The organism is Serratia sp. FGI94, from assembly GCF_000330865.1.
GTDB classification, from domain to species: domain Bacteria; phylum Pseudomonadota; class Gammaproteobacteria; order Enterobacterales; family Enterobacteriaceae; genus Serratia_B; species Serratia_B rubidaea.
On record NC_020064.1, the window covers coordinates 1,239,790 to 1,266,683 of the forward strand.

24 protein-coding genes, 5 tRNA genes and 2 other RNA genes are annotated in these 26,894 nt (G+C 56.9%); 30 read left to right on the forward strand and 1 reads right to left on the reverse strand.

Annotated elements, in window-relative coordinates; all coding sequences use genetic code 11:
• The first annotated feature begins 4 nt into the window (after positions 1-4).
• Positions 5-652: a pyroglutamyl-peptidase I gene (gene pcp, locus D781_RS05640; protein WP_015671349.1), complete on the forward strand. Its 648-nt coding sequence runs from the start codon at positions 5-7 to the stop codon at positions 650-652.
• A gap of 53 nt (positions 653-705) precedes the next feature.
• A complete protein-coding gene (nei, locus tag D781_RS05645) occupies positions 706-1,497 on the forward strand; it encodes an endonuclease VIII (RefSeq protein ID WP_015671350.1) in 792 nt (263 codons plus the stop codon).
• Positions 1,498-1,564: 67 nt separating this feature from the next.
• On the opposite strand, the gene D781_RS05650 is transcribed toward nei, so the two are convergent.
• Positions 1,565-2,851 carry a citrate synthase gene (locus D781_RS05650; protein ID WP_015671351.1) on the reverse strand — a complete coding sequence of 429 codons (1,287 nt, stop codon included), beginning with the start codon at positions 2,849-2,851 and terminating at the stop codon, positions 1,565-1,567.
• A gap of 693 nt (positions 2,852-3,544) precedes the next feature.
• Between D781_RS05650 and sdhC the strand changes: the two genes are divergently transcribed.
• From sdhC to nadA, 28 genes are all read left to right on the forward strand, one after another.
• Positions 3,545-3,934 (forward strand): succinate dehydrogenase cytochrome b556 subunit, encoded by a 390-nt coding sequence (gene sdhC / locus D781_RS05655; RefSeq protein WP_015671352.1) that lies wholly within the window; start codon positions 3,545-3,547, stop codon positions 3,932-3,934.
• The gene (gene sdhD / locus D781_RS05660) at positions 3,928-4,275 is read left to right on the forward strand and encodes a succinate dehydrogenase membrane anchor subunit (protein ID WP_015671353.1); all 348 of its coding nucleotides are present in this window, start codon (positions 3,928-3,930) and stop codon (positions 4,273-4,275) included. Before sdhC ends, sdhD begins: the two co-directional genes overlap by 7 nt.
• A 3-nt stretch (positions 4,276-4,278) precedes the next feature.
• The gene (gene sdhA, locus D781_RS05665; RefSeq protein WP_015671354.1) at positions 4,279-6,045 is read left to right on the forward strand and encodes a succinate dehydrogenase flavoprotein subunit; all 1,767 of its coding nucleotides are present in this window, start codon (positions 4,279-4,281) and stop codon (positions 6,043-6,045) included.
• A 17-nt stretch (positions 6,046-6,062) separates the two neighbouring features.
• Complete coding sequence (locus D781_RS05670; protein ID WP_015671355.1) at positions 6,063-6,779, forward strand: succinate dehydrogenase iron-sulfur subunit; 717 nt, start codon at positions 6,063-6,065, stop codon at positions 6,777-6,779.
• Positions 6,780-7,070: 291 nt separating this feature from the next.
• On the forward strand, positions 7,071-9,878 hold the full coding sequence (sucA, locus tag D781_RS05675; RefSeq protein WP_015671356.1) for a 2-oxoglutarate dehydrogenase E1 component: 2,808 nt from the start codon (positions 7,071-7,073) through the stop codon (positions 9,876-9,878).
• Positions 9,879-9,897: 19 nt separating this feature from the next.
• The gene (gene odhB, locus D781_RS05680; RefSeq protein WP_015671357.1) at positions 9,898-11,112 is read left to right on the forward strand and encodes a 2-oxoglutarate dehydrogenase complex dihydrolipoyllysine-residue succinyltransferase; all 1,215 of its coding nucleotides are present in this window, start codon (positions 9,898-9,900) and stop codon (positions 11,110-11,112) included.
• 119 nt (positions 11,113-11,231) lie between these two features.
• Positions 11,232-12,398 carry an ADP-forming succinate--CoA ligase subunit beta gene (sucC, locus tag D781_RS05685; protein WP_015671358.1) on the forward strand — a complete coding sequence of 389 codons (1,167 nt, stop codon included), beginning with the start codon at positions 11,232-11,234 and terminating at the stop codon, positions 12,396-12,398.
• The gene (sucD, locus tag D781_RS05690) at positions 12,398-13,270 is read left to right on the forward strand and encodes a succinate--CoA ligase subunit alpha (RefSeq protein ID WP_015671359.1); all 873 of its coding nucleotides are present in this window, start codon (positions 12,398-12,400) and stop codon (positions 13,268-13,270) included. The genes sucC and sucD overlap by 1 nt, the downstream gene beginning before the upstream one ends.
• Before the next feature lie 670 nt (positions 13,271-13,940).
• Positions 13,941-15,509, forward strand: coding sequence for a cytochrome ubiquinol oxidase subunit I (cydA, locus tag D781_RS05695; RefSeq protein ID WP_015671360.1), 1,569 nt, complete (start codon positions 13,941-13,943; stop codon positions 15,507-15,509).
• A 14-nt stretch (positions 15,510-15,523) separates the two neighbouring features.
• The gene (cydB, locus tag D781_RS05700; RefSeq protein WP_015671361.1) at positions 15,524-16,663 is read left to right on the forward strand and encodes a cytochrome d ubiquinol oxidase subunit II; all 1,140 of its coding nucleotides are present in this window, start codon (positions 15,524-15,526) and stop codon (positions 16,661-16,663) included.
• 17 nt (positions 16,664-16,680) lie between these two features.
• A complete protein-coding gene (gene cydX / locus D781_RS22540; protein ID WP_015671362.1) occupies positions 16,681-16,794 on the forward strand; it encodes a cytochrome bd-I oxidase subunit CydX in 114 nt (37 codons plus the stop codon).
• Positions 16,791-17,087 carry a cyd operon protein YbgE gene (gene ybgE / locus D781_RS05705; protein WP_099050046.1) on the forward strand — a complete coding sequence of 99 codons (297 nt, stop codon included), beginning with the start codon at positions 16,791-16,793 and terminating at the stop codon, positions 17,085-17,087. Before cydX ends, ybgE begins: the two co-directional genes overlap by 4 nt.
• Positions 17,088-17,217: 130 nt before the next feature.
• On the forward strand, positions 17,218-17,622 hold the full coding sequence (gene ybgC, locus D781_RS05710) for a tol-pal system-associated acyl-CoA thioesterase (protein ID WP_041412013.1): 405 nt from the start codon (positions 17,218-17,220) through the stop codon (positions 17,620-17,622).
• On the forward strand, positions 17,619-18,302 hold the full coding sequence (gene tolQ / locus D781_RS05715) for a Tol-Pal system protein TolQ (RefSeq protein WP_015671365.1): 684 nt from the start codon (positions 17,619-17,621) through the stop codon (positions 18,300-18,302). Before ybgC ends, tolQ begins: the two co-directional genes overlap by 4 nt.
• A 12-nt stretch (positions 18,303-18,314) precedes the next feature.
• On the forward strand, positions 18,315-18,743 hold the full coding sequence (gene tolR / locus D781_RS05720; protein ID WP_015671366.1) for a colicin uptake protein TolR: 429 nt from the start codon (positions 18,315-18,317) through the stop codon (positions 18,741-18,743).
• Positions 18,744-18,821: 78 nt separating this feature from the next.
• Positions 18,822-19,952: a cell envelope integrity protein TolA gene (gene tolA, locus D781_RS05725; protein WP_015671367.1), complete on the forward strand. Its 1,131-nt coding sequence runs from the start codon at positions 18,822-18,824 to the stop codon at positions 19,950-19,952.
• Positions 19,953-20,084: 132 nt separating this feature from the next.
• Complete coding sequence (gene tolB / locus D781_RS05730) at positions 20,085-21,377, forward strand: Tol-Pal system beta propeller repeat protein TolB (protein WP_015671368.1); 1,293 nt, start codon at positions 20,085-20,087, stop codon at positions 21,375-21,377.
• A gap of 44 nt (positions 21,378-21,421) precedes the next feature.
• Complete coding sequence (gene pal, locus D781_RS05735; RefSeq protein ID WP_015671369.1) at positions 21,422-21,937, forward strand: peptidoglycan-associated lipoprotein Pal; 516 nt, start codon at positions 21,422-21,424, stop codon at positions 21,935-21,937.
• Between the two features lie 9 nt (positions 21,938-21,946).
• A complete protein-coding gene (cpoB, locus tag D781_RS05740) occupies positions 21,947-22,717 on the forward strand; it encodes a cell division protein CpoB (protein WP_015671370.1) in 771 nt (256 codons plus the stop codon).
• 178 nt (positions 22,718-22,895) lie between these two features.
• Positions 22,896-22,971 (forward strand) — tRNA-Lys (locus tag D781_RS05745).
• 17 nt (positions 22,972-22,988) lie between these two features.
• Positions 22,989-23,110: non-coding RNA, RtT sRNA (locus D781_RS22545), on the forward strand.
• 33 nt (positions 23,111-23,143) lie between these two features.
• Positions 23,144-23,219, forward strand: a tRNA-Val gene (locus D781_RS05750).
• A 4-nt stretch (positions 23,220-23,223) separates the two neighbouring features.
• Positions 23,224-23,299: transfer RNA gene (locus tag D781_RS05755), tRNA-Lys, on the forward strand.
• 69 nt (positions 23,300-23,368) lie between these two features.
• A tRNA-Lys gene (locus tag D781_RS05760) sits at positions 23,369-23,444 on the forward strand.
• A 69-nt stretch (positions 23,445-23,513) separates the two neighbouring features.
• Positions 23,514-23,589: transfer RNA gene (locus D781_RS05765), tRNA-Lys, on the forward strand.
• A gap of 47 nt (positions 23,590-23,636) precedes the next feature.
• Positions 23,637-23,761, forward strand: a non-coding RNA gene (locus D781_RS22550) — RtT sRNA.
• Positions 23,762-24,406: 645 nt separating this feature from the next.
• Positions 24,407-25,576 (forward strand): cupin domain-containing protein, encoded by a 1,170-nt coding sequence (locus D781_RS05770; protein WP_015671371.1) that lies wholly within the window; start codon positions 24,407-24,409, stop codon positions 25,574-25,576.
• Between the two features lie 233 nt (positions 25,577-25,809).
• A complete protein-coding gene (gene nadA, locus D781_RS05775) occupies positions 25,810-26,871 on the forward strand; it encodes a quinolinate synthase NadA (RefSeq protein ID WP_015671372.1) in 1,062 nt (353 codons plus the stop codon).
• Positions 26,872-26,894 lie beyond the last annotated feature (23 nt).

Genomic DNA, 26,894 nt, shown 5'->3' on the forward strand with positions numbered 1-26,894 from the left:
ACGCATGCAACACACAGTATTGATTACCGGCTTTGAGCCGTTTGACGGTGAGCGCGTCAATCCTTCCTGGGAAGTGGTGAAGCAGCTTAATGACATGGAACTGAGCGGCGTGCGCATCGTGGCGCGCCAGCTGCCCTGCGTATTCGGCGCCGCGCTGACGGCGCTGAACGCGGCGATTGATGAACTGGCGCCGCAGATGGTGCTGGCGGTCGGCCAGGCCGGCGGCCGCAGCGATATTTCGCTGGAGCGGGTGGCGATCAATATCGATGATGCGCGCATTCCGGATAATCAGGGGCAGCAGCCGATCGATGAGCCGATCGTCGCCGACGGGCCGGCGGCGTATTTCAGTACGCTGCCGATCAAGGCGGTGGTTGACAGTATGCGCGAGGCCGGTATTCCGGCTTCGGTATCGCAAACCGCCGGCACCTATGTGTGCAACCACGTGATGTACGGCCTGCTGCACCGGCTGCGCGACCAGCCGGCGATCAAGGGCGGATTTATTCATATTCCCTATCTGCCGGAACAGGCGGCGGCGCATCCGGGCCAGCCGAGCATGGCGGCCGGCACCGTGCTGTTCGCGCTGGAGCTGGCGATCTCGGTTGCTCTGCAGGTGGAACACGATCTGAAGGTGGTGGGCGGCGCCACGCACTAAGCCGCGTTAAGGCGTCCTCAGCGGCGCCGGTACGCTAAACCAAGGAGCAGTATATGCCTGAAGGACCGGAAATACGCCGGGCGGCGGACCAACTGGCGGCGGCGATCCTCAACCAGCCGCTGCGCGATGTCTGGTTTGCCTTTCCCCGGCTGCAACACTACCAGCGCGAACTGATCGGCGAGCGGGTGATCGCCATCGAGCCGCGCGGCAAAGCGTTGCTGACCCACTTTTCCAACGGGCTGACGATGTACAGCCATAACCAGCTGTACGGCGTGTGGAAAGTGGCGGCGGCGGGGGAAAGCCCGGCCACCAAGCGTGAACTACGCGTGCGTCTGGAGACGGCGCAGCAGGCAATTTTGCTGTACAGCGCCTCGGATATCACCCTGGGGCCGCGCGGCGAAATTGAGCAACATCCCTTTTTGCAGCGTATCGGGCCTGACGTGCTGGACGAGCGTCTGACGCCGCAGCAGGTTGCGGAACGGCTGCTGTCGCCGCCGTTCCGCCGGCGTCAGCTGGGGGGCATGCTGCTGGACCAGGCTTTTCTGGCCGGGCTGGGTAACTATCTGCGGGCGGAAATTCTCTGGCAGGCGCAGCTGGTGCCGCAGCACCGGCCGCAGGCGTTAACCCCGCAGGCGCTGCAGCGGCTGGCGCAGGCATTGTTGGCGGTGCCGCGCCTTTCCTACCATACGCGCGGACAGGCGGACGACGACCGTCACCACGGCGCGCTGTTCAGCTTCAAGGTGTTTCACCGCAGCGGCGAGCCGTGCCCGCGCTGCGGCGCGATGATTGAAAAAACCACGCTGTCGTCGCGGCCGTTCTACTTCTGTCCGGTCTGTCAGCGCTAGCGTAGCGTAAAAAAAAGCGCCGCCCGAAAGGGCGGCGCCGTGCTGCTTTATGTAGGGTAAAGCGGCATTATTTCAGCTGGGATTTGAAATCACGCTCGGCGTAGCCGGTGTACAGCTGACGCGGACGGGCGATTTTGATGCCCTCGTCGTGCATTTCGTTCCAGTGGGCGATCCAGCCGATAGTACGCGCGATGGCGAAGATAACGGTGAACATGGAAGACGGAATGCCCATCGCCTTCAGGATGATGCCTGAGTAGAAGTCGACGTTCGGGTACAGTTTCTTCTCGATGAAGTACGGGTCGTTCAGCGCGATGTGTTCCAGCTCCATCGCGACCTGCAGCAGGTTATCATCTTTCTTGTTCAGCTCTTTCAGCACTTCGTGACAGGTTTCACGCATCACGGTGGCGCGCGGGTCGTAGTTCTTGTACACGCGGTGGCCGAAGCCCATCAGGCGGAAGGAGTCGTTCTTGTCCTTGGCGCGCTTGATGAATTCCGGAATGTGCTCAACGGTGTTGATCTCTTCCAGCATTTTCAGCGCCGCTTCGTTGGCGCCGCCGTGCGCAGGCCCCCACAGGGAGGCGATACCGGCCGCGATGCAGGCAAACGGGTTGGCACCGGAAGAGCCGGCGGTACGTACGGTAGAGGTCGAGGCGTTCTGCTCGTGGTCGGCATGCAGGATCAGGATACGATCCATCGCGCGTTCCAGCACCGGGTTCACCACGTACTCTTCACACGGCGTAGCGAACATCATATGCAGGAAGTTACCGGCGTAGGACAGGTCGTTGCGCGGGTAAACGAACGGCTGGCCCAGCGAGTATTTGTAACACATCGCCGCTACGGTCGGCATTTTGGACAGCAGACGGTAGGCGGTGATTTCACGGTGACGCTCGTTGTTGACGTCCAGCGCATCGTGGTAGAAGGCCGCCAGCGCGCCGGTCACGCCGCACAGCACCGCCATCGGGTGCGAGTCGCGACGGAAGCCACGGAACAGATGGGTGATCTGGTCGTGGATCATGGTGTGGCGGGTAACGGTGGTTTTGAAGGTTTCAAACTCTTCCGGCGTCGGCGTTTCGCCGTACAGCAGGATGTAGCACACTTCCAGATAAGAGGACTCTTTCGCCAGTTGCTCGATAGGGAAGCCGCGGTGCAGCAGCACGCCTTTGTCGCCATCGATAAACGTGATTTTAGATTCGCAGGAAGCCGTGGAGGTGAAGCCGGGATCGAATGTGAAATAACCTTTGGAACCGAGGGTGCGAACATCAAGGACATCAGGGCCCAGGGTTGGGCTTAGTACGCCGAGCTCAATGGGAGCGTCACCGTTTGGTACGGTTAGCGTCGCTTTCTTATCAGTCATTTACTGTCTCCTTAGCGCCTTATTTTAATAATCACTAACAACCGAAATACCTTAATTCTCCGCATGTTGCCCGCAAAAAGAGTATGCGGACATAAACTCTGTGAGCAACTGCGCAATAATGCGGTTAGGGTACAGAGTGATGACCCCGGCGCTTCCGTTTTGCGGCATAATAGGCGGCAAACAGAAGTTGCTGGGCTGACCAGGCGAACGAGACGGGTGGCCGGTTGTTAACGATTTATTGAATTCGTTATTTTCTGTTGATCATTACCTACGACGTGTTCGGGGTTTTTTAACCGAATACACTGTTGCATAACTTCAACGTGGGGGGAAGTGTATCCGGCGACCTATAGCGCATCATAGGGCCTTTTGTGCCCCTATATGTAATGGAAATGTTGATCTCTTGTCAAATCAGATAATTAATTTTGTACTAAATGTGAAAATCGTGATCTAAATCACTGTTCGGGGGAAATGTCCCCAAAGGGATTGTATGGGAATTGTAATCAGAATGTGATCCTCCTATACTGCCGCCAGGTCTCCGGATTACCCTGAAGTAGGAGCACCCAGCGTTATAACAATGCGCCGTTTAAGCACAGAGGATGTCGATGTTTGAGCGCGTGACGTGTAAGGGTTTTTGGCTCTTAACGCTGTCTGATCCCCACCCAGGCCCGGAGGAAGGAAAATAATAAGAGCTGTGTGGGCAAAACCGTGAAAAAACAAAGACCTGTCAACCTGGATCTGCAAACGATCCGGTTTCCCGTAACTGCGATAGCGTCCATCTTACACCGAGTCTCTGGCGTAATTACCTTCGTTGCCGTGGGTATTCTCCTCTGGCTGCTGGGCACGTCTCTCTCTTCCCAAGAGGGGTTCCTGCAGGCTGCCGCCATCATGAATAGCTTCTTCGTCAAGTTCATATTCTGGGGGATCCTCACTGCGCTGGCCTATCACATTTGCGGTGGCGTTCGTCACTTGTTAATGGATTTTGGCTATATCGAAGAGAGTTTAGCGGCTGGTCAGCGTTCTGCCCAGGTGGCATTCGTTCTGACCGTTGTGCTGTCAATTCTGGCTGGAGTCCTCGTATGGTAAACAATGCTTCCGCATTAGGGCGCAGCGGCGTACACGACTGGTTGTTACTGCGTGCTTCCGCTATCGTCATCACCCTGTATGTCCTCTATATCCTGGGCTTTGTCGTCACGGCTCCGGACATCACCTATGAAATCTGGCGCGGCTTCTTCGCCACCTCAATTACGAAAGTCTTCACCGTGTTGACCTTGCTGTCGATTCTGGCGCACGCCTGGATCGGTCTGTGGCAGGTGCTGACGGATTATATTAAGCCGTTGGCGTTACGCCTGGTGCTGCAACTGGCGGTGGTCGTCCTGTTGCTGGTCTATTTACTGTACGGAACAATCGTAGTGTGGGGTGCGTAAAAAATGAAACTGCCAGTCAGAGAGTTTGATGCAGTTGTTATCGGTGCGGGCGGCGCAGGTATGCGCGCGGCGCTGCAAATTTCCCAGTCGGGCTCAACCTGTGCCCTGCTGTCCAAAGTATTCCCGACCCGTTCCCATACCGTGTCCGCACAGGGCGGCATCACCGTCGCGCTGGGCAACAGCCACGAAGATAACTGGGAATGGCATATGTACGATACCGTCAAGGGTTCCGACTATATCGGCGACCAGGACGCTATCGAGTATATGTGTAAAACCGGCCCGGAAGCGATTCTGGAGCTGGAGCACATGGGCCTGCCGTTCTCGCGTCTGGACGACGGCCGCATCTATCAGCGTCCGTTCGGCGGCCAGTCGAAAGAGTTCGGCGGCGAGCAGGCGGCGCGCACCGCGGCGGCGGCTGACCGTACCGGCCATGCCTTGTTGCACACGCTGTACCAGCAGAACCTGAGAAACCACACCACCATCTTCTCCGAGTGGTACGCGCTGGATCTGGTGAAGAACCAGGACGGCGCCGTGGTCGGCACCACCGCCATCTGCATCGAAACCGGCGAAGTGGTGTACTTCAAAGCCAAGGCGACCATTCTGGCCACCGGCGGCGCAGGCCGTATTTACCAGTCCACCACTAACGCCCACATTAATACCGGCGACGGCGTCGGCATGGCGATTCGCGCCGGCGTACCGGTGCAGGATATGGAAATGTGGCAGTTCCACCCGACCGGCATCGCCGGCGCCGGGGTTCTGGTGACTGAAGGCTGCCGCGGCGAAGGCGGTTACCTGCTGAATAAACACGGCGAGCGCTTTATGGAACGTTATGCGCCGAACGCCAAAGATCTGGCGGGCCGCGACGTGGTTGCGCGCTCGATCATGATTGAGATCCGCGAAGGCCGCGGCTGCGACGGCCCATGGGGCCCGCACGCCAAGCTGAAGCTGGACCACCTGGGCAAAGACGTGCTGGAATCCCGCCTGCCGGGCATTCTGGAACTGTCGCGCACCTTTGCGCACGTTGATCCGGTGAAAGAGCCGATCCCGGTTATCCCGACCTGTCACTATATGATGGGCGGCATTCCGACCAAAGTGAGCGGTCAGGCGCTGACCGTCAACGAGAAAGGCGAAGACGTGGTCATTCCGGGCCTGTTTGCCGTCGGCGAAATCGCCTGCGTATCGGTGCACGGCGCCAACCGCCTGGGCGGCAACTCGCTGCTTGACCTGGTGGTGTTCGGCCGTTCCGCCGGCATGCATCTGCAGGAGTCTCTGGCAGAGCAGGGCGCAACCCGTGACGCCAGCGAATCCGATGTGGAAGCGTCGCTGGACCGCCTGAACCGCTGGAACAACACCCGCTCCGGCGAAGATCCGGTGGAAATTCGCAAGGCGCTGCAAGCCTGTATGCAACACAACTTCTCGGTGTTCCGCGAAGGTGATGCGATGGCGAAGGGCCTGGAAGAGCTGAAAGTGATTCGTGAACGTTTGAAGAACGCACGCCTGGACGATACCTCCCGCGAGTTCAACACCCAGCGCATCGAATGCCTGGAACTGGACAACCTGATGGAGACCGCGTATTCCACCGCCGTGTCGGCCAACTTCCGTACCGAGAGCCGTGGTGCACACAGCCGCTTCGACTACCCGGAACGTGATGACGCCAACTGGCTGTGCCATTCGCTGTATCTGCCGCAATCGGAAAGCATGGCGCGTCGTGAAGTGAACATGCAACCGAAACTGCGCCCGGCATTCCCGCCGAAAGTGCGTTCTTACTAATTCGCGGAGATCGATGGATGAAACTCGAATTCTCAATATATCGCTATAACCCGGATGTCGACGACGCTCCGCACATGCAAGATTACACGCTTGAAGCGGAAGAAGGTCGCGATATGATGTTGCTGGACGCGTTGATCCAACTGAAAGAGAAGGATCCGACGCTGTCGTTCCGTCGCTCATGCCGTGAAGGCGTGTGCGGTTCCGACGGTCTGAACATGAACGGCAAAAACGGCCTGGCCTGCATCACCCCGATTTCGTCGCTGCGTAAAGGCAACGGCAAAATCGTCATTCGTCCGCTGCCGGGTCTGCCGGTGGTGCGCGATCTGGTGGTGGACATGGGGCAGTTCTATACCCAGTATGAAAAAATCCGTCCTTACCTGCTTAACGACGGTAAAAATCCGCCGGCGCGCGAGCACCTGCAGTCGCCGGACGAACGCGCCAAGCTGGACGGTCTGTACGAGTGCATTCTGTGCGCCTGCTGCTCGACCTCTTGCCCGTCGTTCTGGTGGAACCCGGACAAATTCATCGGCCCGGCCGGCCTGCTGGCGGCATATCGTTTCCTGATCGACAGTCGCGACACCGAAACGGCAGAACGTTTAGACGATCTGGACGACGCTTTCAGTGTTTTCCGCTGCCATAGCATCATGAATTGTGTCAGTGTATGCCCTAAAGGCTTGAACCCGACCCGCGCTATCGGGCATATCAAGTCGATGCTGCTGCAACGCAGCGCGTAACAGCTTGTGATATCGCGCCGGAGCCGTTGGCCCGGCGCATATTGGCAGGAAGCCTCTAAAAACTGACCCGTGACTGCGGCAGCATGCAGTCAGGTTCCTCCCGCCGGTTTTTAGAGGTTCCTTGTAAGGGACCGCAAGGTCCAAACAGAACGTAAATACCCCCTTGCTGCGGCGCGTGCGCCATGGCGAAGGGAGATACGTCGAGTGAACCGTTTTACGGCAAACCGTTTTAATCACGGTAGTTATGTTAACCACGGCGAAAACTGAAGCTTTAAAGCTTAAGGGATCATAATGCAGAACGGCGCAATGAAGGCCTGGCTGGATTCCTCCTATCTGGCGGGCGCGAACCAGTCTTACATAGAGCAGCTCTATGAAGACTACCTAACCGATCCGGGCTCTGTCGAAGATAGCTGGCGTTCCATTTTCCAACAGCTCCCCACCGCGGGTGTCAAACCCGATCAACTTCACTCTCAAACCCGTGAATACTTCCGCCGTCTGGCGAAGGATTCTGCGCGTTACAACGGCAGCATCAACGATCCGGACACCGATGCCAAACAGGTGAAGGTCCTGCAGCTGATCAACGCCTTCCGCTTTCGCGGACATCAGCATGCCAACCTTGACCCGCTCGGCCTGTGGAAGCAGGACGCAGTACCTGACCTCGATCCTGCTTACCACAACCTGACCGACGCCGACTTCCAGGAAACCTTCAACGTGGGTTCTTTCGCCATTGGCAAAGACACCATGAAGCTGGCGGATCTGTATGAAGCGCTGAAGCAGACCTACTGCGGCTCTATCGGTGCGGAGTACATGCATATCACCAATACCGAAGAAAAACGCTGGATTCAGCAGCGTATCGAATCGGTGGTTGGCCATGCCAGCTTCAGCAGCGATGAGAAACGTCGCTTCCTGAACGAGCTTACTGCGGCAGAAGGCCTGGAGCGTTACCTGGGCGCCAAGTTCCCGGGGGCGAAGCGCTTCTCCCTTGAAGGCGGGGACGCGCTGGTGCCGATGCTCAAAGAGATGGTGCGTCATGCCGGCAAGAACGGCACGCGCGAAGTGGTGCTGGGCATGGCCCACCGCGGCCGCCTGAACGTGCTGATTAACGTGCTGGGTAAAAAGCCTGCCGACCTGTTCGACGAGTTTGCCGGCAAACATAAAGAACACCTCGGCACCGGCGACGTGAAATACCACCAGGGCTTCTCATCCGACGTGGAAACCGAAGGCGGCATGGTCCACCTGGCGCTGGCGTTTAACCCGTCGCACCTGGAGATCGTCAGCCCGGTGGTTATGGGCTCCGTACGCGCCCGTCGCGACCGTCTGGATGAAGCGCGCAGCAACATGGTGCTGCCGATCACCATCCACGGCGACGCCGCCATCACCGGCCAGGGCGTGGTGCAGGAAACCCTGAACATGTCTCAGGCGCGCGGCTACGAAGTGGGCGGCACGGTGCGCATCGTCATCAACAACCAGATTGGTTTCACCACCTCCAATCCGCTGGATGCGCGCTCCACCCAATACTGTACCGATATCGCCAAGATGGTGCAGTCGCCGATTTTCCACGTTAATGCTGACGATCCGGAAGCGGTGGCGTTTGTTACCCGTCTGGCGTTGGATTTCCGTAACACCTTTAAACGCGACGTCATGATCGATCTGGTTTGCTATCGTCGTCATGGGCACAACGAAGCCGATGAGCCAAGCGCAACCCAGCCGCTGATGTATCAGAAGATCAAGAAGCACCCGACGCCGCGTAAAATCTACGCCGACGTGCTGACCGAAGAGAAAGTCGCGACGCTGGAAGATGCCACGGAAATGGTCAATCTGTATCGCGATGCGCTGGACCGCGGCGAGTGCGTGGTTGAAGAGTGGCGTCCGATGAACCTGCACTCCTTCACCTGGTCACCGTATCTGAACCACGAGTGGGATGAAGAGTACCCAAACAAGGTGGAAACCAAGCGTCTGCAGGATCTGGCCAAGCGCATCAGCAGCGCGCCGGAGTCGGTTGAGATGCAGTCACGCGTGGCGAAAATCTACGCCGATCGTGCAGAGATGGCGGCGGGCAACAAGCCGTTTGACTGGGGCGCGGCGGAAACGCTGGCCTACGCGACGATGGTTGACGAAGGCATTCCAATCCGTCTGTCCGGCGAAGATGCCGGCCGCGGCACCTTCTTCCACCGCCACGCGGTGGTGCACAACCAGAAAGACGGTACTTCCTACGTGCCGCTGGCTAACGTACACGCCGGGCAGGGCGAGTTCAAGGTCTGGGACTCCGTACTGTCTGAAGAGGCAGTGCTGGCGTTCGAATACGGCTACGCCACGGCGGAACCGCGCACCCTGACCATTTGGGAAGCGCAGTTCGGCGACTTCGCCAACGGTGCTCAGGTGGTGATTGACCAGTTCATCAGCTCCGGCGAGCAGAAATGGGGCCGTATGTGCGGCCTGGTGATGCTGCTGCCGCACGGCTATGAAGGCCAGGGCCCAGAGCACTCCTCCGCGCGTCTGGAGCGTTATCTGCAGCTGTGCGCAGAACAGAATATGCAGGTCTGCATCCCGTCCACGCCGGCTCAGGTTTACCACATGCTGCGTCGTCAGGCGCTGCGCGGTATGCGCCGTCCGCTGGTGGTGATGTCGCCGAAGTCTCTGCTGCGTCACCCGCTGGCGGTCTCTTCGCTGGACGAACTGGCGAACGGCAGCTTCCAGCCGGCGATCGGCGAGATCGACGAGCTGGATCCGAAGGCGGTGAAACGCGTGGTGCTGTGCTCCGGCAAGGTGTACTACGACCTGCTGGAACAGCGTCGCAAAAACGAGCAGAAAGACGTCGCCATTGTGCGTATCGAACAGCTGTATCCGTTCCCGCACCAGGCGGTGCAGGCGGTGCTGGAGCAGTATGCGCACGTCCATGACTTCGTCTGGTGTCAGGAAGAGCCGCTGAACCAGGGCGCGTGGTACTGCAGCCAACACAATTTCCGTGAAGTGATTCCGTTCGGAGCCTCTTTACGTTACGCCGGACGTCCGGCCTCTGCTTCTCCGGCAGTGGGTTATATGTCCGTACACCAGAAGCAGCAGCAGGCTCTGGTTAATGATGCGCTGAATATTGATTAAAAATTTAAGGGAAAGCTAAATGAGTAGCGTAGATATTCTGGTTCCTGACCTTCCTGAATCGGTTGCCGATGCGACGGTAGCGACCTGGCATAAAAAACCGGGCGACAGCGTTGAGCGTGACGAAGTTCTGGTGGAAATCGAAACCGATAAGGTGGTGCTGGAAGTTCCGGCCAGTGAAGCGGGCGTGCTTGACGCCATCGTGGAAGATGAAGGCGCCACCGTGCTTTCTCGCCAGATCCTGGGCCGTATCCGCCCGGGCGCCAGCGGCGACAAGCCGGCTGCGGAACCTGCTAAAGCAGCGGAAGCTGCGCCGGCAGCACAGGCAGCGCCTGCCGCTGCGGCAGAAGAAAGCAACGATGCGCTCAGCCCGGCGATTCGTCGCCTGATTGCCGAGCACGACCTGGACGCCAGCGCCATCAAAGGCAGCGGCGTCGGCGGCCGTATCACGCGTGAAGACGTGGAAGCCCACCTGGCGAACGGTGGCAAGAAAGCGGCTCCGGCTGCAGAAGCCGCACCTCAGCCGGCGCTGAGCGCACGTTCTGAAAAACGCGTGCCGATGACCCGTCTGCGCAAGCGCGTGGCCGAGCGTCTGCTGGAAGCGAAGAACAGCACCGCCATGTTGACGACCTTCAACGAAATCAACATGCAGCCGATTATGGACCTGCGCAAGCAGTACGGCGAAGCGTTCGAAAAACGTCACGGCGTGCGTCTGGGCTTCATGTCCTTCTACATCAAAGCGGTAGTAGAAGCGCTGAAGCGTTACCCGGAAGTGAATGCGTCAATCGACGGCGATGATGTGGTGTACCACAACTACTTCGACGTCAGCATCGCGGTATCCACGCCTCGCGGCCTGGTGACCCCGGTTCTGCGCGACGTAGACACCATGTCCATGGCTGAAATCGAGAAGAAAATCAAAGAGCTGGCGGTCAAAGGCCGTGACGGCAAATTGAAAGTGGAAGAGCTGACCGGCGGTAACTTCACCATCACCAACGGCGGCGTCTTCGGTTCTCTGATGTCTACGCCGATCATCAACCCGCCGCAGAGCGCCATTCTGGGCATGCACGCCATTAAGGATCGTCCGATGGCGGTCAACGGCCAGGTTGTGATTCAGCCAATGATGTATCTGGCGCTTTCTTATGACCACCGCCTGATCGACGGCAAAGAGTCTGTCGGTTATCTGGTGACGGTGAAAGAGATGCTGGAAGATCCGGCTCGTCTGCTGCTGGACGTGTAGTAAACCCTGCTTGGGCGCGGTACGCCGCGCCCACATTCTGTGCTATGTGGCCGTTCCGTCACGCGCGTTTTTGCGTCCGTGACCCGGCTGAAATTTCAGACTTGAATGGATAGAACATCATGAATTTACACGAATATCAGGCAAAACAGTTGTTTGCTCGGTATGGTATGCCGGCACCAACCGGTTACGCCTGTACTACACCGCGTGAAGCAGAAGAAGCCGCGTCCAAAATCGGCGCCGGTCCGTGGGTAGTTAAATGTCAGGTTCATGCTGGCGGCCGCGGCAAAGCCGGCGGCGTTAAAGTGGTAAACAGCAAAGAAGATATCCGCGCTTTCGCTGAAGCCTGGTTGGGCAAGCGTCTGGTGACCTACCAAACTGACGCGCAGGGCCAGCCGGTTCACCAGATCCTGGTTGAAGCCGCTACCGATATCGATAAAGAGCTGTATCTGGGCGCGGTGGTTGACCGCGGCACCCGTCGCATCGTGTTCATGGCGTCTACCGAAGGCGGCGTGGAAATCGAGAAAGTGGCGGAAGAAACGCCGGAACTGATCCACAAAACCACCATTGATCCGCTGGCGGGCCCGCAGCCTTACCAGGGCCGTGAGCTGGCGTTCAAACTGGGCCTGAGCGGCAAGCAGGTCAGCCAGTTCGCCAAAATCTTCATGGGTCTGGCGACGCTGTTCCTGGAACGCGACCTGGCGATGGTTGAGATCAACCCGCTGGTAATCACCAAGCAGGGTGACCTGGTGTGTCTGGACGGCAAACTGGGTGCCGACGGCAACGCCCTGTTCCGTCAGCCGGAACTGCGTGAAATGCAGGATCTGTCTCAGGAAGATGAGCGCGAATCACGTGCGGCGCAGTGGGAACTGAACTACGTCGCGCTGGATGGCAACATCGGCTGCATGGTTAACGGTGCAGGCCTGGCGATGGGCACCATGGACATTGTCAAACTGCACGGCGGCGAACCGGCCAACTTCCTGGACGTGGGCGGCGGCGCAACCAAAGAGCGCGTGACCGAAGCGTTTAAAATCATCCTGTCCGACGACAAGGTGAAAGCGGTTCTGGTGAACATTTTCGGTGGTATCGTGCGTTGCGACCTGATCGCCGACGGTATCATTGGCGCAGTGGCCGAAGTGGGCGTTAGCGTCCCGGTGGTTGTGCGTTTGGAAGGTAACAATGCCGATCTGGGCGCCAAGAAACTGGCGGACAGCGGTCTGAATATCATTGCTGCGACCAGCCTGACTGATGCGGCTCAGCAAGTTGTTGCGGCAGTGGAGGGTAAATAATGTCCATTTTAATCGATAAAAACACCAAAGTAATCTGCCAGGGCTTCACCGGTAGCCAGGGGACCTTCCACTCTGAACAGGCTATCGCTTACGGCACCAACATGGTTGGCGGCGTAACCCCGGGCAAGGGCGGCACCACGCATCTGGGCCTGCCGGTGTTCAACACCGTGCGCGAAGCGGTAGAAACCACCGGCGCGACCGCGTCCGTGATCTACGTACCGGCACCGTTCTGTAAAGATTCCATCCTGGAAGCGATCGACGCGGGCATCAAGCTGATCATCACCATCACCGAAGGCATCCCGACGCTGGATATGCTGACGGTGAAAGTGAAGCTGGACGAAGCCGGCGTGCGCATGATCGGGCCGAACTGCCCGGGCGTGATCACCCCAGGCGAATGCAAAATCGGCATCATGCCGGGCCATATCCACCTGCCAGGCAAAGTGGGCATCGTTTCCCGCTCCGGCACCCTGACCTATGAAGCGGTAAAACAGACTACCGATGCCGGTCTGGGCCAGTCCACCTGCGTAGGTATCGGCGGCGACCCGATTCCAGGCTCCAACTTCATCGACATCCTGAAAATGTTCCAGGAAGATCCGCAGACTGAAGCGATCGTGATGATCGGTGAAATCGGCGGCAGCGCGGAAGAAGAAGCGGCCGCGTACATCAAGGATCATGTGACCAAGCCAGTGGTGGGCTACATTGCCGGCGTTACCGCGCCGAAAGGCAAGCGTATGGGCCACGCCGGTGCGATCATCGCCGGTGGTAAAGGCACTGCGGACGAGAAATTTGCCGCGCTGGAAGCTGCCGGTGTGAAAACCGTGCGCAGCCTGGCGGACATCGGCGACGCAGTGAAAGCGGTTCTGAATCGCTAATCTGTCACCGCATTCTACTATCTCGACATGTTTGGCCGCCTTCTGGGCGGCCTTTTTTATTGGCAAAGCGGAAAAAGCGCAGAATCTGCGATCAATGTCTCAATTTAGTCTATGATTAATTAGCTAAAGGACAATAGAGAGTGAAACGCACTGCTACACTTTTAATGGAAATAAAAGGTTAATATAAATCGCAATATAATAGCTAAAAATACAATAACCCTCTTTTGAGGTTACATTTATTTAACACAAAAATATCAATAAAAAACAATTAAACTATTGCGTAACATACCCCCAAGAAAAATATGCGAAATCGTGTGATGAATCTGGAAATAAAGCTCAGATAGGCTTAAATTGTTCCAGATCAAATTAAAGGGATGTACTCATTTTGGCTGGCTTTTGACCTGTAGCCAAAAGTCCAACCCATATCACGCAAAAACCTATTTATTGTGTGGGTTTGGGCGAGTATCATCATACTGTCACCATGAATCTTTGATCTTGTTGTATTTGTTCCCCATCGTCGGTTTTCAGCATGCGGTTGAAAGCGCAACCATGGGATCGAAATTGTTGTTTTTTATGGCATTCACTGCGGGGCGTTATTGTCTGCTGCGTCATCGGGCGTAATAGCAATAGCCGCAATTCGGAGTCTTCCTGCGAGGAGCAAGGAGTCAAGATGTTTGATATTGTCGAACTGTCGCGCTTACAGTTTGCTTTAACGGCGATGTACCACTTCCTATTTGTCCCCTTAACGCTTGGCATGGCGTTTCTGCTGGCAATTATGGAAACGGTATATGTCCTGTCTGGCAAACAAATCTATAAAGATATGACCAAATTCTGGGGCAAGTTATTTGCAATTAACTTTGCCCTGGGTGTGGCCACCGGTTTGACCATGGAGTTCCAGTTCGGGACCAACTGGTCATATTTCTCCCACTACGTCGGCGATATCTTCGGGGCCCCTCTGGCTATCGAAGGTCTGATGGCGTTCTTCCTTGAATCCACGCTGGTCGGCCTGTTCTTCTTCGGCTGGGATCGGCTGGGCAAGGTGCAGCACATGGCGGTCACCTGGTTCGTCGCTCTGGGCTCCAACCTGTCCGCGCTGTGGATCCTGGTCGCCAACGGCTGGATGCAGAACCCTATCGCTTCGGACTTCAACTTCGAAACCATGCGTATGGAGATGGTCAGCTTCTCGGAGCTGGTGCTGAACCCGGTTGCGCAGGTGAAGTTCGTCCACACCGTTGCCGCCGGCTACACCACCGGCGCCATGTTTGTGCTGGGCATCAGTGCCTACTATCTGCTGAAAGGGCGTGACGTGGCGTTCGCCAAGCGTTCCTTCGCCATCGCCGCCAGCTTCGGTATGGCGGCGGTGCTGTCCGTTATCGTACTGGGCGATGAGTCCGGCTATGAAATGGGCGACGTGCAGAAAACCAAGCTGGCCGCCATCGAAGCCGAGTGGGAAACGCAGCCTGCGCCGGCCGCCTTTACGCTGTTCGGCATTCCGAATCAGGACAAGCAGGAAAACGCCTTCTCCATCCAGATCCCGTATGCACTGGGCCTGATTGCCACGCGTTCCGTCGATACTCAGGTCACCGGCCTGAAAGATCTGATGGCGCAGCATGAAGTGCGTATCCGCAACGGGATGAAAGCCTACCAACTGCTGGAAGAGCTGCGCGCCGGCAATACCGACCCGGGCGTCCGCGCTGAATTTAACAAAACCAAGCAGGATCTGGGCTACGGTCTGCTGCTGAAGCGCTATACCCCGAACGTCTCCGACGCAACGGAAGCGCAGATTGCGCAGGCGACCAAAGACTCCATTCCACGCGTTGCGCCGCTGTACTTTGCGTTCCGCATCATGGTGGCCTGCGGCGTGCTGATGCTGGCGATCATCGGCCTGTCTTTCCTGAGCGTGGTGCGCGGCCGCATCGGCCAGAAAAAATGGCTGCTGCGTGCGGCGCTGTACGGCATTCCTCTGCCATGGATTGCGGTAGAGGCGGGCTGGTTTGTGGCGGAGTACGGCCGTCAGCCGTGGGCTATCGGTGAGGTGCTGCCGACCGCGGTGGCGAACTCTTCCCTGACCGTCGGCGACCTGCTGTTCTCCATGGGGCTGATCTGCGGCTTGTACACCCTGTTCCTGGTGGCTGAAATGTACCTGATGTTCAAGTTTGCACGTCTGGGGCCAAGCAGCCTGAAAACCGGCCGCTACCACTTTGAACAACCGACTGCCTCCGTGCAGCAGGCGCGCTAAACAGGAGTCCACGTATGTTTGAGTATGAAGTACTGCGATTTATCTGGTGGGTGCTGGTTGGCGTACTGCTGATCGGTTTCGCCGTCACCGATGGCTTCGATATGGGCGTCGGCATCCTGGTGCGTTTGATCGGGAAAACCGATACCGAACGCCGCGTGATGATCAACTCCATCGCCCCGCACTGGGACGGTAACCAGGTGTGGCTGATCACCGCCGGCGGCGCGCTGTTTGCCGCCTGGCCGATGGTGTACGCCGCAGCGTTTTCCGGTTTCTATGTGGCGATGATCCTGGTGCTGGCGGCGTTGTTCTTCCGCCCGGTCGGTTTCGACTACCGCTCCAAGCTGGAAAGCACGCGCTGGCGCAACATGTGGGACTGGGGCATATTTGTCGGCTCCTTTGTGCCTGCGCTGGTGTTCGGCGTGGCGTTCGGCAACCTGCTGCAGGGGGTGCCGTTCCACATCGATGAGTACCTGCGTCTGTTCTACACCGGTAACTTCTTCCAGTTGTTGAACCCGTTCGGCCTGTTGGCGGGCGTGGTCAGCCTGACGATGCTGATTGCCCAGGGGGCCACCTACCTGCAGATGCGCACCACCGGGGAAATTCATCTGCGCTCCCGCACGGCGGCGCAGATCTCCGCGCTGGTGATGGCGGTGTGCTTCCTGTTGGCAGGCATCTGGCTGGTGAAAGGCATCGACGGCTACGTGATCACCTCGGCGCTGAATACCGCTGCGGAATCCAACCCGCTGCGTAAAGAAGTGGCGCATCAGGCCGGCGCATGGCTGATTAACTTCAACAACCATCCGCTGCTGTGGGCGCTGCCGGCGCTGGGCGTGGTGCTGCCGCTGTTTACCATCCTGTTCTCACGGATGGAAAAGGGCGCGCTGGCGTTTGTCGCTTCATCGCTGACCATTGCCTGCGTGATCCTGACCGCCGGCGTGACCATGTTCCCGTTTGTGATGCCGTCCAGCACCAACCCGAGCATGAGTCTGACCATGTGGGATGCCACCTCCAGCCTGCTGACGCTGAAAGTGATGACCGTAGTGGCGATTATCTTCGTGCCTATCGTTCTGGCGTACACCAGCTGGTCGTACTACAAAATGTTCGGTCGCCTTGATAAGAACTTTATCGAAAACAACAAGCATTCGCTGTACTAAGGATAAGGAGCTAACTCATGTGGTATTTTGCCTGGATTCTCGGCACGCTTCTTGCCTGCGCTTTTGGCATCATTACGGCGCTGGCGCTTGAGCAGAGCGAAAAAACGAAAGCGCAGCAAAACGGTGAATAATGAGTTCGTTAACCGATAAGCTGTATGCCATCGCTGACAAGGGCCCGCTGCGGGCCCTTTCCCTGGTGTTGGCGCTGGCGCTGGCCGGCTGCGTGTTCTGGGACCCGACGCGCTTTGCCGCACGCACCAGCTCACTGGAGATCTGGCAGGGGCTGCTGCTGATTTGGGCCGTCTGCGCCGGCATGGTTCACGGTGTCGGTTTCCGGCCTCAGCGCATGCGCTGGCGGGCGTTTTTTGCGCCGCTGCCGGCGCTGATTATCCTGGTGGCAGGATTACTTTACGTTTCTTTATAAACTGCCGTCACTCCTTTGATTATGGGCCTTTGCGGCCCATAATTATTTTCGTTCCCTCCTTGCAACCCATTCCCAACCCGATCTCACTTGCGTATAGTAACAGCGTTAAATTGCCATGCTGGGAAGTAGAGTGAGTAATACGTTATTTCGATGGCCGGTACGCGTTTACTACGAGGATACCGACGCCAGTGGCGTGGTTTACCATGCCCGCTATGTCGCTTTTTTTGAAAGAGCGCGCACCGAAATGCTGCGTCAACATGACTTTCATCAACAGCAACTGCTCAGCGAACATGTCGCTTTTGTGGTCCGGCGTATGACGGTGGATTACCTGTTGCCGGCGCGGCTCGATGAGCAGCTGGAAGTGCAGAGTGAAATCACCCAGCTGCGCGGGGCCTCCCTTACCTTTGCCCAACGCATAGTTAATTCAGACGGCGCGCTGCTGAGTCAGGCCGATGTGTTGATTGCATGCATTGATCCACACCAAATGAAGCCACGAGCGCTTCCTAAGTCTATTGTCGCGGAGTTTAAGCAGTGACTGACATGAACATCCTTGATCTATTCTTGAAGGCGAGCCTGCTGGTTAAGCTTATCATGTTGATTCTGATATGCTTTTCAGTGGCCTCTTGGGCAATCATCATCCAGCGCACCCGCATCCTGAATGCGGCGACGCGCGATGCCGAAGCCTTCGAAGACAAATTCTGGTCGGGTATTGAGTTGTCCCGTCTGTACCAGGAAAGCCAGGCGCGCCGCGACAGCCTGGCCGGTTCGGAGCAAATTTTCTACTCCGGTTTTAAAGAGTTCGCCCGTCTGCACCGCGCCAATAACCATGCGCCGGAAGCCGTGATTGACGGCGCGTCGCGTGCGATGCGCATTTCAATGAACCGCGAACTGGAAACGCTGGAAACCCATATCCCGTTCCTCGGCACCGTCGGCTCCATCAGCCCATATATCGGCCTGTTCGGCACCGTGTGGGGGATTATGCACGCCTTTATCGCGCTGGGTGCGGTGAAGCAGGCAACCTTGCAGATGGTTGCGCCGGGGATCGCCGAAGCGCTGATCGCCACCGCCATCGGTCTGTTTGCCGCCATTCCGGCCGTTATGGCTTACAACCGGCTTAACCAGCGCGTGAACAAGCTTGAGCAGAATTACGACAACTTTATGGAAGAGTTCACCGCCATTCTGCATCGTCAGGCCTTCTCCAGCGACAGCAAATAAGTAGGAGGTTGTATGGCGAGAGTACGTGGCCGTAACCGTCGGGAGCTGAAGTCGGAAATCAATATCGTTCCGCTGCTGGACGTGTTGCTGGTGCTGTTGCTGATCTTTATGGCGACGGCGCCGATCATCACGCAGAGCGTGGAGGTCGATCTGCCGGACGCCACCGATTCCAAAACGGTGTCCAGCGATGATAATCCGCCGGTGATCCTTGAGGTCTCGGGCGTCGGGCAATATACCATCGTGGCCGATCACGACCGTATGGAGCTGTTGCCGCCGGAACAGGTGGCGGCAGAGGCCAAATCGCGGCTGGCCGCCAACCCGAAAACCGTCTTTTTGATCGGTGGGGCGAAGGACGTGCCGTACGATGAGATTATCAAAGCGCTGAATATTCTGCATCAGGCGGGCGTCGCTTCCGTTGGGTTGATGACCCAGCCAATTTGAGCATAGGGCGATGGACATCCCGGTCTCTGTCCTGCGCGGCAGGGGCCTGGTCCAGGCGCCCGTTTTTGGGAATCTATTTTGGTAAAGGCAACTGAGCAAAACGATAAGCTGAACCGCGCCGTTATTGTTTCGGTCGTTCTGCACATTGTATTGATTGCCCTGTTGATTTGGGGATCGCTGCACGAAAACGCCGAAATGAGCGCCGGCGGCGGCGGCGATGGCGCCGTGGTCGGCGCTGTGATGGTGGACCCGGGCGCGGTGGTGGAACAGTACAACCGGCAGCAACAGCAGAGCAATGATGCCCAGCGTGCGGAGAAACAGCGGCAGAAGAAGGCGGAGCAACAGGCCGAAGAGCTGCAGCAGAAGCAAGCTGAGGAGCAGCAGCGCCTGAAGGCACTGGAGCAGGAACGTCTGGCGGCGCAGGAAAAGGCGGCGGCAGAAAAAGCGGCGCAGGCCGAACAGAAAAAAGCGGCGGAAAGCGCGGCGGCGAAGGCCAGAGAACAGCAGAAAGTCGCAGAGCAGGCCGCCGCCAAGGCGAAGGCCGAAGCGGACAAGATAGCCAAGGCGCAGGCGGACGCGAAGCAGAAAGCCGAAGCGGAAGCCAAGAAGCAGGCTGCTGCCGATGCTGCAGCGAAGAAAAAAGCGGAAGAGGCCAAGAAAGCGGCCGAGGCGAAAGCTGCGGCGGAAGCTGAGAAGAAAGCTGCCGCCGAAGCGCAGAAAAAGGCCGCGGCCGAAAAAGCTGCAGCCGAGAAAGCCGCCGCCAAGAAAGCGGCGGAAGCCAAGAAGAAGGCCGCTGCGGAAGCTGCCAAGCAGTCGTCTGAAGTTGAAGACCTGTTCGGCGGGCTGGCGGACGGCAAAAATGCGCCGAAGAGCAGCGGTAAGCAGCAGGGCGAAGGCAAGGCTGCCGGTAAGGGCAATGCCAAAACCGCCGGCGCCAGCGGTGCGGATATCAGCGGTTATATGGGACAGATCCAGGCGGCGATCCAGAGCAAGTTCTATGACGCCAGCTCATACGCCGGCAAGACCTGCGATCTGCGCATCAAGCTGGCGCCCGATGGTCTGCTGATCAGCGTGCAGTCGGCCGGCGGCGACCCGGCGCTGTGCCAGGCGGCGGTCGCGGCAGCGCGCCAGGCGCGGATTCCTAAACCGCCGAGCGACGCCGTTTACCAGCACTTTAAGAATTCGACCCTTGAATTCAAACCGCAATAACGGTGGAGTACGTGCGTAATCTTGCAAGGATGTACTAAGGTAACCAACAGGGATCATGTAGTTTTGTTTGCGTTGGTTTGTTAAAATTCTGCTAATTTATCGCAGGTATTCCGCCTGGATAAGGGAGATGAGATGAAGCAGGCATTTCGAGTAGCGCTAGGTTTTTTGATTCTGTGGGCCTCCGTGTTGCACGCGGAAGTTCGCATTGAGATCACCCAAGGGGTCGACTCTGCGCGACCTATTGGCGTGGTGCCGTTTAAGTGGGCGGGGCCGGGCACGCCGCCGGAAGATATTGGCAAGGTGGTTGCGGCGGATTTACGCAACAGCGGCAAATTCAACCCGATCGACACGGCGCGCATGCCGCAGCAGCCGACCACCGCGTCTGAAGTGACGCCGGCGGCCTGGACTGCGCTGGGCATTGACGCCGTGGTGGTGGGCCAGGTTCAGCCAGGGGCGGACGGCAGCTATCTGATTTCTTATCAGCTGGTGGACACCTCCGGCGCGCCAGGCACCGTATTGGCGCAGAACCAGTACAAAGTGACCAAACAGTGGCTGCGTTATTCCGCGCATACCGCCAGTGACGAAGTGTTTGAGAAGCTGACCGGCATTAAGGGCGCCTTCCGTACGCGTATTGCTTACGTGGTGCAGACCAACGGCGGGAAGTTCCCGTATGAGCTGCGCGTATCCGACTATGACGGCTACAACCAGTTCGTAGTTCACCGTTCGCCGGAGCCGCTGATGTCGCCAAGCTGGTCGCCGGACGGCAGCAAGCTGGCGTACGTCACCTTTGAGAGCGGTCGTTCCGCTCTGGTGGTGCAGACGCTGTCTAACGGCGCGGTGCGTCAGATTGCCTCTTACCCACGCCACAACGGCGCGCCGGCGTTCTCGCCGGACGGCAGCAAACTGGCATTCGCGCTGTCGAAGAGCGGCAGCCTGAACCTGTACGTGATGGATCTGAATTCCGGGCAGATGACCCAACTGACCAACGGCCGCAGCAACAATACCGAGCCGGCCTGGTTCCCGGACGGTCAGTCGTTGGCGTTTACCTCTGACCAGGGCGGTCGCCCGCAGATCTATAAAATGAGCGCCAGCGGCGGTGCCGCGCAGCGTTTGACGTGGGAAGGCGCTCAGAATCAGGATTCTGAAGTCAGCGCCGACGGTAAATTCCTGGTGATGGTGACCACCAATAACGGTGTGCAGCATATCGCCAAACAAGATCTCGGATCGGGAGCCGTTCAAGTATTGACGGACACGTTCCTGGATGAAACGCCAAGTATCGCGCCAAACGGCACTATGGTGATCTATAGCTCCACGCAAGGTATGGGCTCCGTATTGCAGCTGGTATCGACCGATGGGCGTTTCAAAGCGCGTCTTCCGGCTACTGATGGACAGGTAAAATCGCCTGCCTGGTCGCCGTATCTGTGATGCATGTGTAAATATGTATGGCAAACTATAAAAGGATCAAAGAAATGCAACTGAACAAAGTGCTGAAAGGGCTTCTGCTGGCACTGCCAGTTCTGGCTGTAGCAGCTTGTAGTTCTAACAAAAGCGCCGATAACGACCAGTCTGGTATGGGCGCAAACGGCACTACCGGTATGGAAAGCGGCAGCAGCAACCTGTCTTCCGAAGAGCAAGCGCGTCTGCAGATGCAAGAACTGCAGAAGAACAACATCGTTTACTTCGGTCTGGACAAGTATGACATCTCTTCTGAGTTCGCTCAGATGCTGGATGCGCACGCGACTTTCCTGCGTAACAACCCATCTTACAAAGTGACCGTAGAAGGTCATGCGGATGAGCGTGGTACGCCGGAATACAACATCGCCCTGGGCGAACGTCGTGCTAACGCCGTGAAAATGTACCTGCAAGGTAAAGGCGTTTCCGATGACCAGATCTCTATCGTTTCTTACGGTAAAGAGAAACCCGCTGTACTGGGCCATGACGAAGCGGCTTACGCTAAAAACCGTCGTGCCGTTCTGGTTTACTAAGAGAATCGCATGAACAGTAACTTCAGACGTCATCTGTTGGGTCTGTCGTTACTGGTTGGCGTAGCGGCCCCTTGGGCCGCTACTGCCCAAGCGCCAATCAGTAATGTCGGCTCCGGCTCGGTCGAAGACCGTGTCACCACGCTTGAGCGTATCGCCAACGCTCAGAGCCAGCTCTTGAACCAACTCCAGCAGCAAGCCTCCGACAACCAGCGTGATATCGACTCGCTCCGCGGTCAAATCCAGGAAAGTCAGTATCAGCTCAATCAGGTCGTAGAGCGCCAAAAGCAAATCTATGAACAGATAGACAGCCTCGGACAGGGCGGCGGCCAGAGCGCCTCTGCGCCGGCAGCGTCTGCGGCGGCGGGGGCTGGCAGCGCTGCGGCTTCTTCTGCAGCGCCTGCCAGTAAGGGCGATGAAAACAGCGATTACAACGCCGCTGTTTCATTGGCGCTGGAGAAAAAGCAGTACGATCAGGCGATCCCTGCCTTTCAGAGCTTCGTAAAACAGTATCCCAAGTCTACCTACCAGCCGAATGCCAACTACTGGCTGGGGCAGTTGTTTTACAACAAAGGTAAAAAAGACGATGCGGCTTACTATTTTGCGGTAGTGGTGAAAAATTACCCGAAATCGCCAAAGGCGCCTGACGCTATGTACAAGGTTGGTATCATCATGCAGGAAAAAGGGCAGGCTGATAAAGCCAAAGCCGTGTTCCAGCAGGTGGTTAAACAGTACCCGAACAGCAGCGCAGCCAAACAGGCGCAAAAGCGTATTGCCGGCTAATTTGGCAGAAAATAAGCCCAGAAGTTGGTCGATACGACCGATTTTTGGGCTTGATCGCATGAAGAACCAGCAGTTGAACCTGATGCGTAAAAATTTAGGTTGCGCTGCTGAGATAAAACAGTAATATATGCCGCCGTTGCCCAGACATCTCGCAAGATGTTAAAGCAGCAGGGAAATTGGGTCGTTAGCTCAGTTGGTAGAGCAGTTGACTTTTAATCAATTGGTCGCAGGTTCGAATCCTGCACGACCCACCAATTCCTAAAGAATTGGTAGTGAAGTGGAATCGGACAGGATGAGAACCGTAAAGTTCGAGTCTCACGACAGTGAGACAACATCACGCAGTGATGGCCCGAAGGGCGAGGCGCAAGCCGAGTAATCCTGCACGACCCACCAATTTCCAAGAAGTAGTGCAGTAACCACATTAGTGGGTGATTAGCTCAGTTGGTAGAGCATCTCCTTTACACGGAGGGGGTCGGCGGTTCGAGCCCGTCATCACCCACCACTGCGGGTCGTTAGCTCAGTTGGTAGAGCAGTTGACTTTTAATCAATTGGTCGCAGGTTCGAATCCTGCACGACCCACCATTCTTAACGAATGGACAAGCAGTAAACCGGCGCCACGCTTCATGCCGTTCAGCAGTACACCACGTCAGTGGGTCGTTAGCTCAGTTGGTAGAGCAGTTGACTTTTAATCAATTGGTCGCAGGTTCGAATCCTGCACGACCCACCATTCTTAAAGAATGGGCAAGTAGTAAACCGGCATCACATCTCAGGCCGTTCAGCAGTACACCACATCAGTGGGTCGTTAGCTCAGTTGGTAGAGCAGTTGACTTTTAATCAATTGGTCGCAGGTTCGAATCCTGCACGACCCACCATTTCTAGAAAGTATTCCTAATCTTAAATATCTCGGCAATGTCATTGCATAACGCACGAGTCGTGTAGGTGAGAAGCTGCGTTCAGGTTCGAGCCGAGCGAAGCGAGACGACAACGCGTAGCGTTGCCCGTAGGGCGAGGCCGGAGGCCGAGTCAATCCTGCACGACCCACCATCTCATAGAAATACTCCCATAGTGATTTAATACTTTAATTTTTCAGATCGCACGTGTCGTGCGGGTGAGACAAAAGCGTTTACGCTTTTGAACAGCGCTTGCGCTGGCCCGCAGGGCGAGTCTCATGGATGAGACGAGTAATAAGCGAAGCGAGACGACAACGCGCAGCGTTGCCCGCAGGGTGAGGCCGGAGGCCGAGTCAATCCTGCACAAACCAGCGACGCTCCTTTAACCTTCCCCAACCATCAACGTTAACCCTCCGTTGGATCTCTCGTTACTGCGTTTTCGATTGTGCGATCCTATTTCTTATTACCCACCGCATCATTCACGTAATTTTCCTCGTGGCAATAAAAATAAAATAATTAACGAATAAAATTAAATTCCGTTGACGGTTTATTTAATTTGCTCTGCTGGATAAATAATTTTCCATTAGTGATTATTTTAAAACGCATAAGATAATTAAAACCGCACTTACTTATTAACAAAAAGAAACAAAGCAAACGGCGGTAGGCGCTCCCATTTATTACTACGCTTTAATGGTCGCCGAAAGTGCTATTGCGTGACACGCCTTATTTTACTTCCGATCTTATCGCCGCAGCGCCTGAGATTCTGCGGGCGCTCGCCATTGCTTTGGAGAAAGATAATATGTTATCGCGTCGTGATATTTTGAAAGCCTCCGCCATCAGCGCGGCAGCGGCCGGCATGGTGGGGGGCATGGTGAAGTCCGCCGTTGCCGATGACCACCGCAATATTGTGCCGCCCAGCAGCTACCAGCCGCCCGCCGATGCGCAGGGCGTGTATAAATACAAATTTACCGACAGTAAGAAGCGCAGCCTGCCCAGCGGCTGGGCGCGGGAAGCCACCGTTGAACAGTTCCCGATCTCTGAAGGCGTGGCCGGGGTTGATATGACGCTGGAGCCTGGCGGCGTACGTGAGCTGCACTGGCACGCTATTGCCGCCGAGTGGGCCTTTATGTTGGAAGGTCGGGCGCGCATTACCATTATCGATCCGGAAGGGAAATGTGAGGTGGCGGATTTTGGCCCCGGCGACGTATGGTATTTCCCGAAAGGTTATGGCCATTCCATTCAGGCGCTGGCGGAGGGGGCGCATTTTATTCTGGCTTTTGATAATGGCCACTTCTCTGAATTCGGAACATTCAGTATTACCGACTGGGTGGCGCATATGCCGAAAGAAATATTGGAAAAAAGCGTTAATATGCCGGCCTCAATATTCTCCAAAGCCAAGCAGGGGGAAGCTTATATTGTCGGCGGCGCGGTGCCGCCGGCGTTGCCGTTAGCCAAAAACGACGGCGGCCTGAATAATTCCCCGCTGACGCACCGCTATCAATTAATGAAGCAGAAACCGTTCTTTGAAAATGATGCCGGCAGTGTGCATCTGGTGTCATCAAAAGAGTTCCCTATCTCCACCACCATGACCGGTATTATCGAGATCGTTAAGCCCGGCGCGGTCCGCGAACTGCACTGGCACCCGAACGCGAATGAATGGCAATACTATATCTCCGGCAAGGGGCGCATGACGGTATTCAGTTCGCACGGCCATGTCCAGACCGAGGAGTATGCGCCTTCCGACGTCGGCTATGTGCCGCAGGGCTTCGGCCATTATATTGAGAATCTCGGCGACGACGATCTGAAGGTGCTGATCGTGTTGGATAACGGCATCTATCAGGACATTTCCCTGTCTGACTGGCTGGCGAAAACGCCGGCTTACCTGCTGGCGGACAACTTCAATAATCAGGTTGAGGACTGGCAGGCGCGGCCGAAGGACAAGCTGGTGATGTCGCGTCGCAGAAAGTAACGGCAGCAAGAAAAGCGGGAAGCGTCGGCGACAGGCTGGCGTTTTTCCGTTCCCCACTCATATTCATCCGCCCTCAAAGTTTCAACGGTTAAACAAAAATCGTCTATAGAGCAAATTTAAAGCGACTTTTGTCTTCTGGTTAGGTATTTTGTTTAGTATATAAAACATTGGGGCAGGGCAGCCGCAGACAGCGGCTGCAACAGGTTCTCCAGACTAGCACAGAGATGACAGTGATGAGTGAAATGTTTGACGCCAATGCGGCAATCTACCCGTTCCCAGCCAAACCGATACCGCTCGACCAGGCGGAAAAGGCCTTCTACCGCGAGAAAATTAAAACGCTGCTGAAGCAGCGCGATGCGGTGATGGTCGCGCACTATTATACCGACCCGGAGATACAGGCGCTGGCGGAAGAGACCGGCGGCTGCGTTGCCGACTCCTTGGAAATGGCGCGTTTTGGCAGCCAGCACCCGGCCTCGACCCTGTTGGTGGCTGGCGTACGCTTTATGGGCGAGACGGCGAAAATACTCAGCCCGGAAAAACAGGTGTTGATGCCGACGCTGCATGCTGAATGTTCACTCGATCTTGGCTGCCCGGAGGCGGAGTTTAACGCCTTTTGCGATAGTCATCCGGATCGCACCGTGGTGGTCTACGCTAATACATCAGCGGCGGTAAAAGCGCGCGCCGACTGGGTCGTCACCTCCAGCATTGCCGTTGAGCTGATTGAATATCTCGACAGCCTGGGGGAGAAAATCATCTGGGCGCCGGACCGCCATCTGGGCAGCTACGTGCAGAAGCAGACCGGGGCCGACGTTCTGTGCTGGCAGGGCGCCTGTATCGTCCATGACGAGTTTAAAACCCAGGCGCTGATGCGGATGAAGGCGTTGTACCCTGAAGCGGCGATCCTGGTGCACCCGGAGTCGCCGCAGGCGGTGGTCGATTTGGCCGACGCGGTCGGCTCCACCAGCCAGCTGATTCAGGCGGCGCAAAACTTACCGCAGCGGCAGCTGATCGTCGCCACCGACCGCGGCATCTTCTATAAGATGCAGCAGGCGTGCCCGGACAAAGAGCTATTTGAGGCGCCGACCGCCGGTGAAGGGGCGACCTGCCGTAGCTGCGCGCACTGTCCGTGGATGGCGATGAACGGCCTGAAGGCGATTGCCGAAGGGCTGGAGCAGGGCGGATCGCAGCACGAAATTGTTGTCGACGGCGCGCTGCGGGAAAAAGCGTTGCTGCCGTTGAACCGCATGCTGGATTTTGCCGCTACGCTGAAGATGCAGGTAAAAGGAAACGCCTAAGTTAACCCGAGAAAAAGGAAGGC

Bases quoted from the DNA above. Each gene is read 5' to 3' on its own strand.
- pcp (WP_015671349.1), top strand. From the start codon at position 5: ATGCAACACACAGTATTGATTACCGGCTTTGAGCCGTTTGACGGTGAG.
- nei (WP_015671350.1), top strand. From the start codon at position 706: ATGCCTGAAGGACCGGAAATACGCCGGGCGGCGGACCAACTGGCGGCG.
- D781_RS05650 (WP_015671351.1), bottom strand. From the start codon at position 2,851: ATGACTGATAAGAAAGCGACGCTAACCGTACCAAACGGTGACGCTCCC.
- sdhD (WP_015671353.1), top strand. From the start codon at position 3,928: ATGGTAAACAATGCTTCCGCATTAGGGCGCAGCGGCGTACACGACTGG.
- sdhA (WP_015671354.1), top strand. From the start codon at position 4,279: ATGAAACTGCCAGTCAGAGAGTTTGATGCAGTTGTTATCGGTGCGGGC.
- D781_RS05670 (WP_015671355.1), top strand. From the start codon at position 6,063: ATGAAACTCGAATTCTCAATATATCGCTATAACCCGGATGTCGACGAC.
- sucA (WP_015671356.1), top strand. From the start codon at position 7,071: ATGCAGAACGGCGCAATGAAGGCCTGGCTGGATTCCTCCTATCTGGCG.
- odhB (WP_015671357.1), top strand. From the start codon at position 9,898: ATGAGTAGCGTAGATATTCTGGTTCCTGACCTTCCTGAATCGGTTGCC.
- sucC (WP_015671358.1), top strand. From the start codon at position 11,232: ATGAATTTACACGAATATCAGGCAAAACAGTTGTTTGCTCGGTATGGT.
- sucD (WP_015671359.1), top strand. From the start codon at position 12,398: ATGTCCATTTTAATCGATAAAAACACCAAAGTAATCTGCCAGGGCTTC.
- cydA (WP_015671360.1), top strand. From the start codon at position 13,941: ATGTTTGATATTGTCGAACTGTCGCGCTTACAGTTTGCTTTAACGGCG.
- cydB (WP_015671361.1), top strand. From the start codon at position 15,524: ATGTTTGAGTATGAAGTACTGCGATTTATCTGGTGGGTGCTGGTTGGC.
- cydX (WP_015671362.1), top strand. From the start codon at position 16,681: ATGTGGTATTTTGCCTGGATTCTCGGCACGCTTCTTGCCTGCGCTTTT.
- tolR (WP_015671366.1), top strand. From the start codon at position 18,315: ATGGCGAGAGTACGTGGCCGTAACCGTCGGGAGCTGAAGTCGGAAATC.
- tolB (WP_015671368.1), top strand. From the start codon at position 20,085: ATGAAGCAGGCATTTCGAGTAGCGCTAGGTTTTTTGATTCTGTGGGCC.
- pal (WP_015671369.1), top strand. From the start codon at position 21,422: ATGCAACTGAACAAAGTGCTGAAAGGGCTTCTGCTGGCACTGCCAGTT.
- cpoB (WP_015671370.1), top strand. From the start codon at position 21,947: ATGAACAGTAACTTCAGACGTCATCTGTTGGGTCTGTCGTTACTGGTT.
- D781_RS05770 (WP_015671371.1), top strand. From the start codon at position 24,407: ATGTTATCGCGTCGTGATATTTTGAAAGCCTCCGCCATCAGCGCGGCA.
- nadA (WP_015671372.1), top strand. From the start codon at position 25,810: ATGAGTGAAATGTTTGACGCCAATGCGGCAATCTACCCGTTCCCAGCC.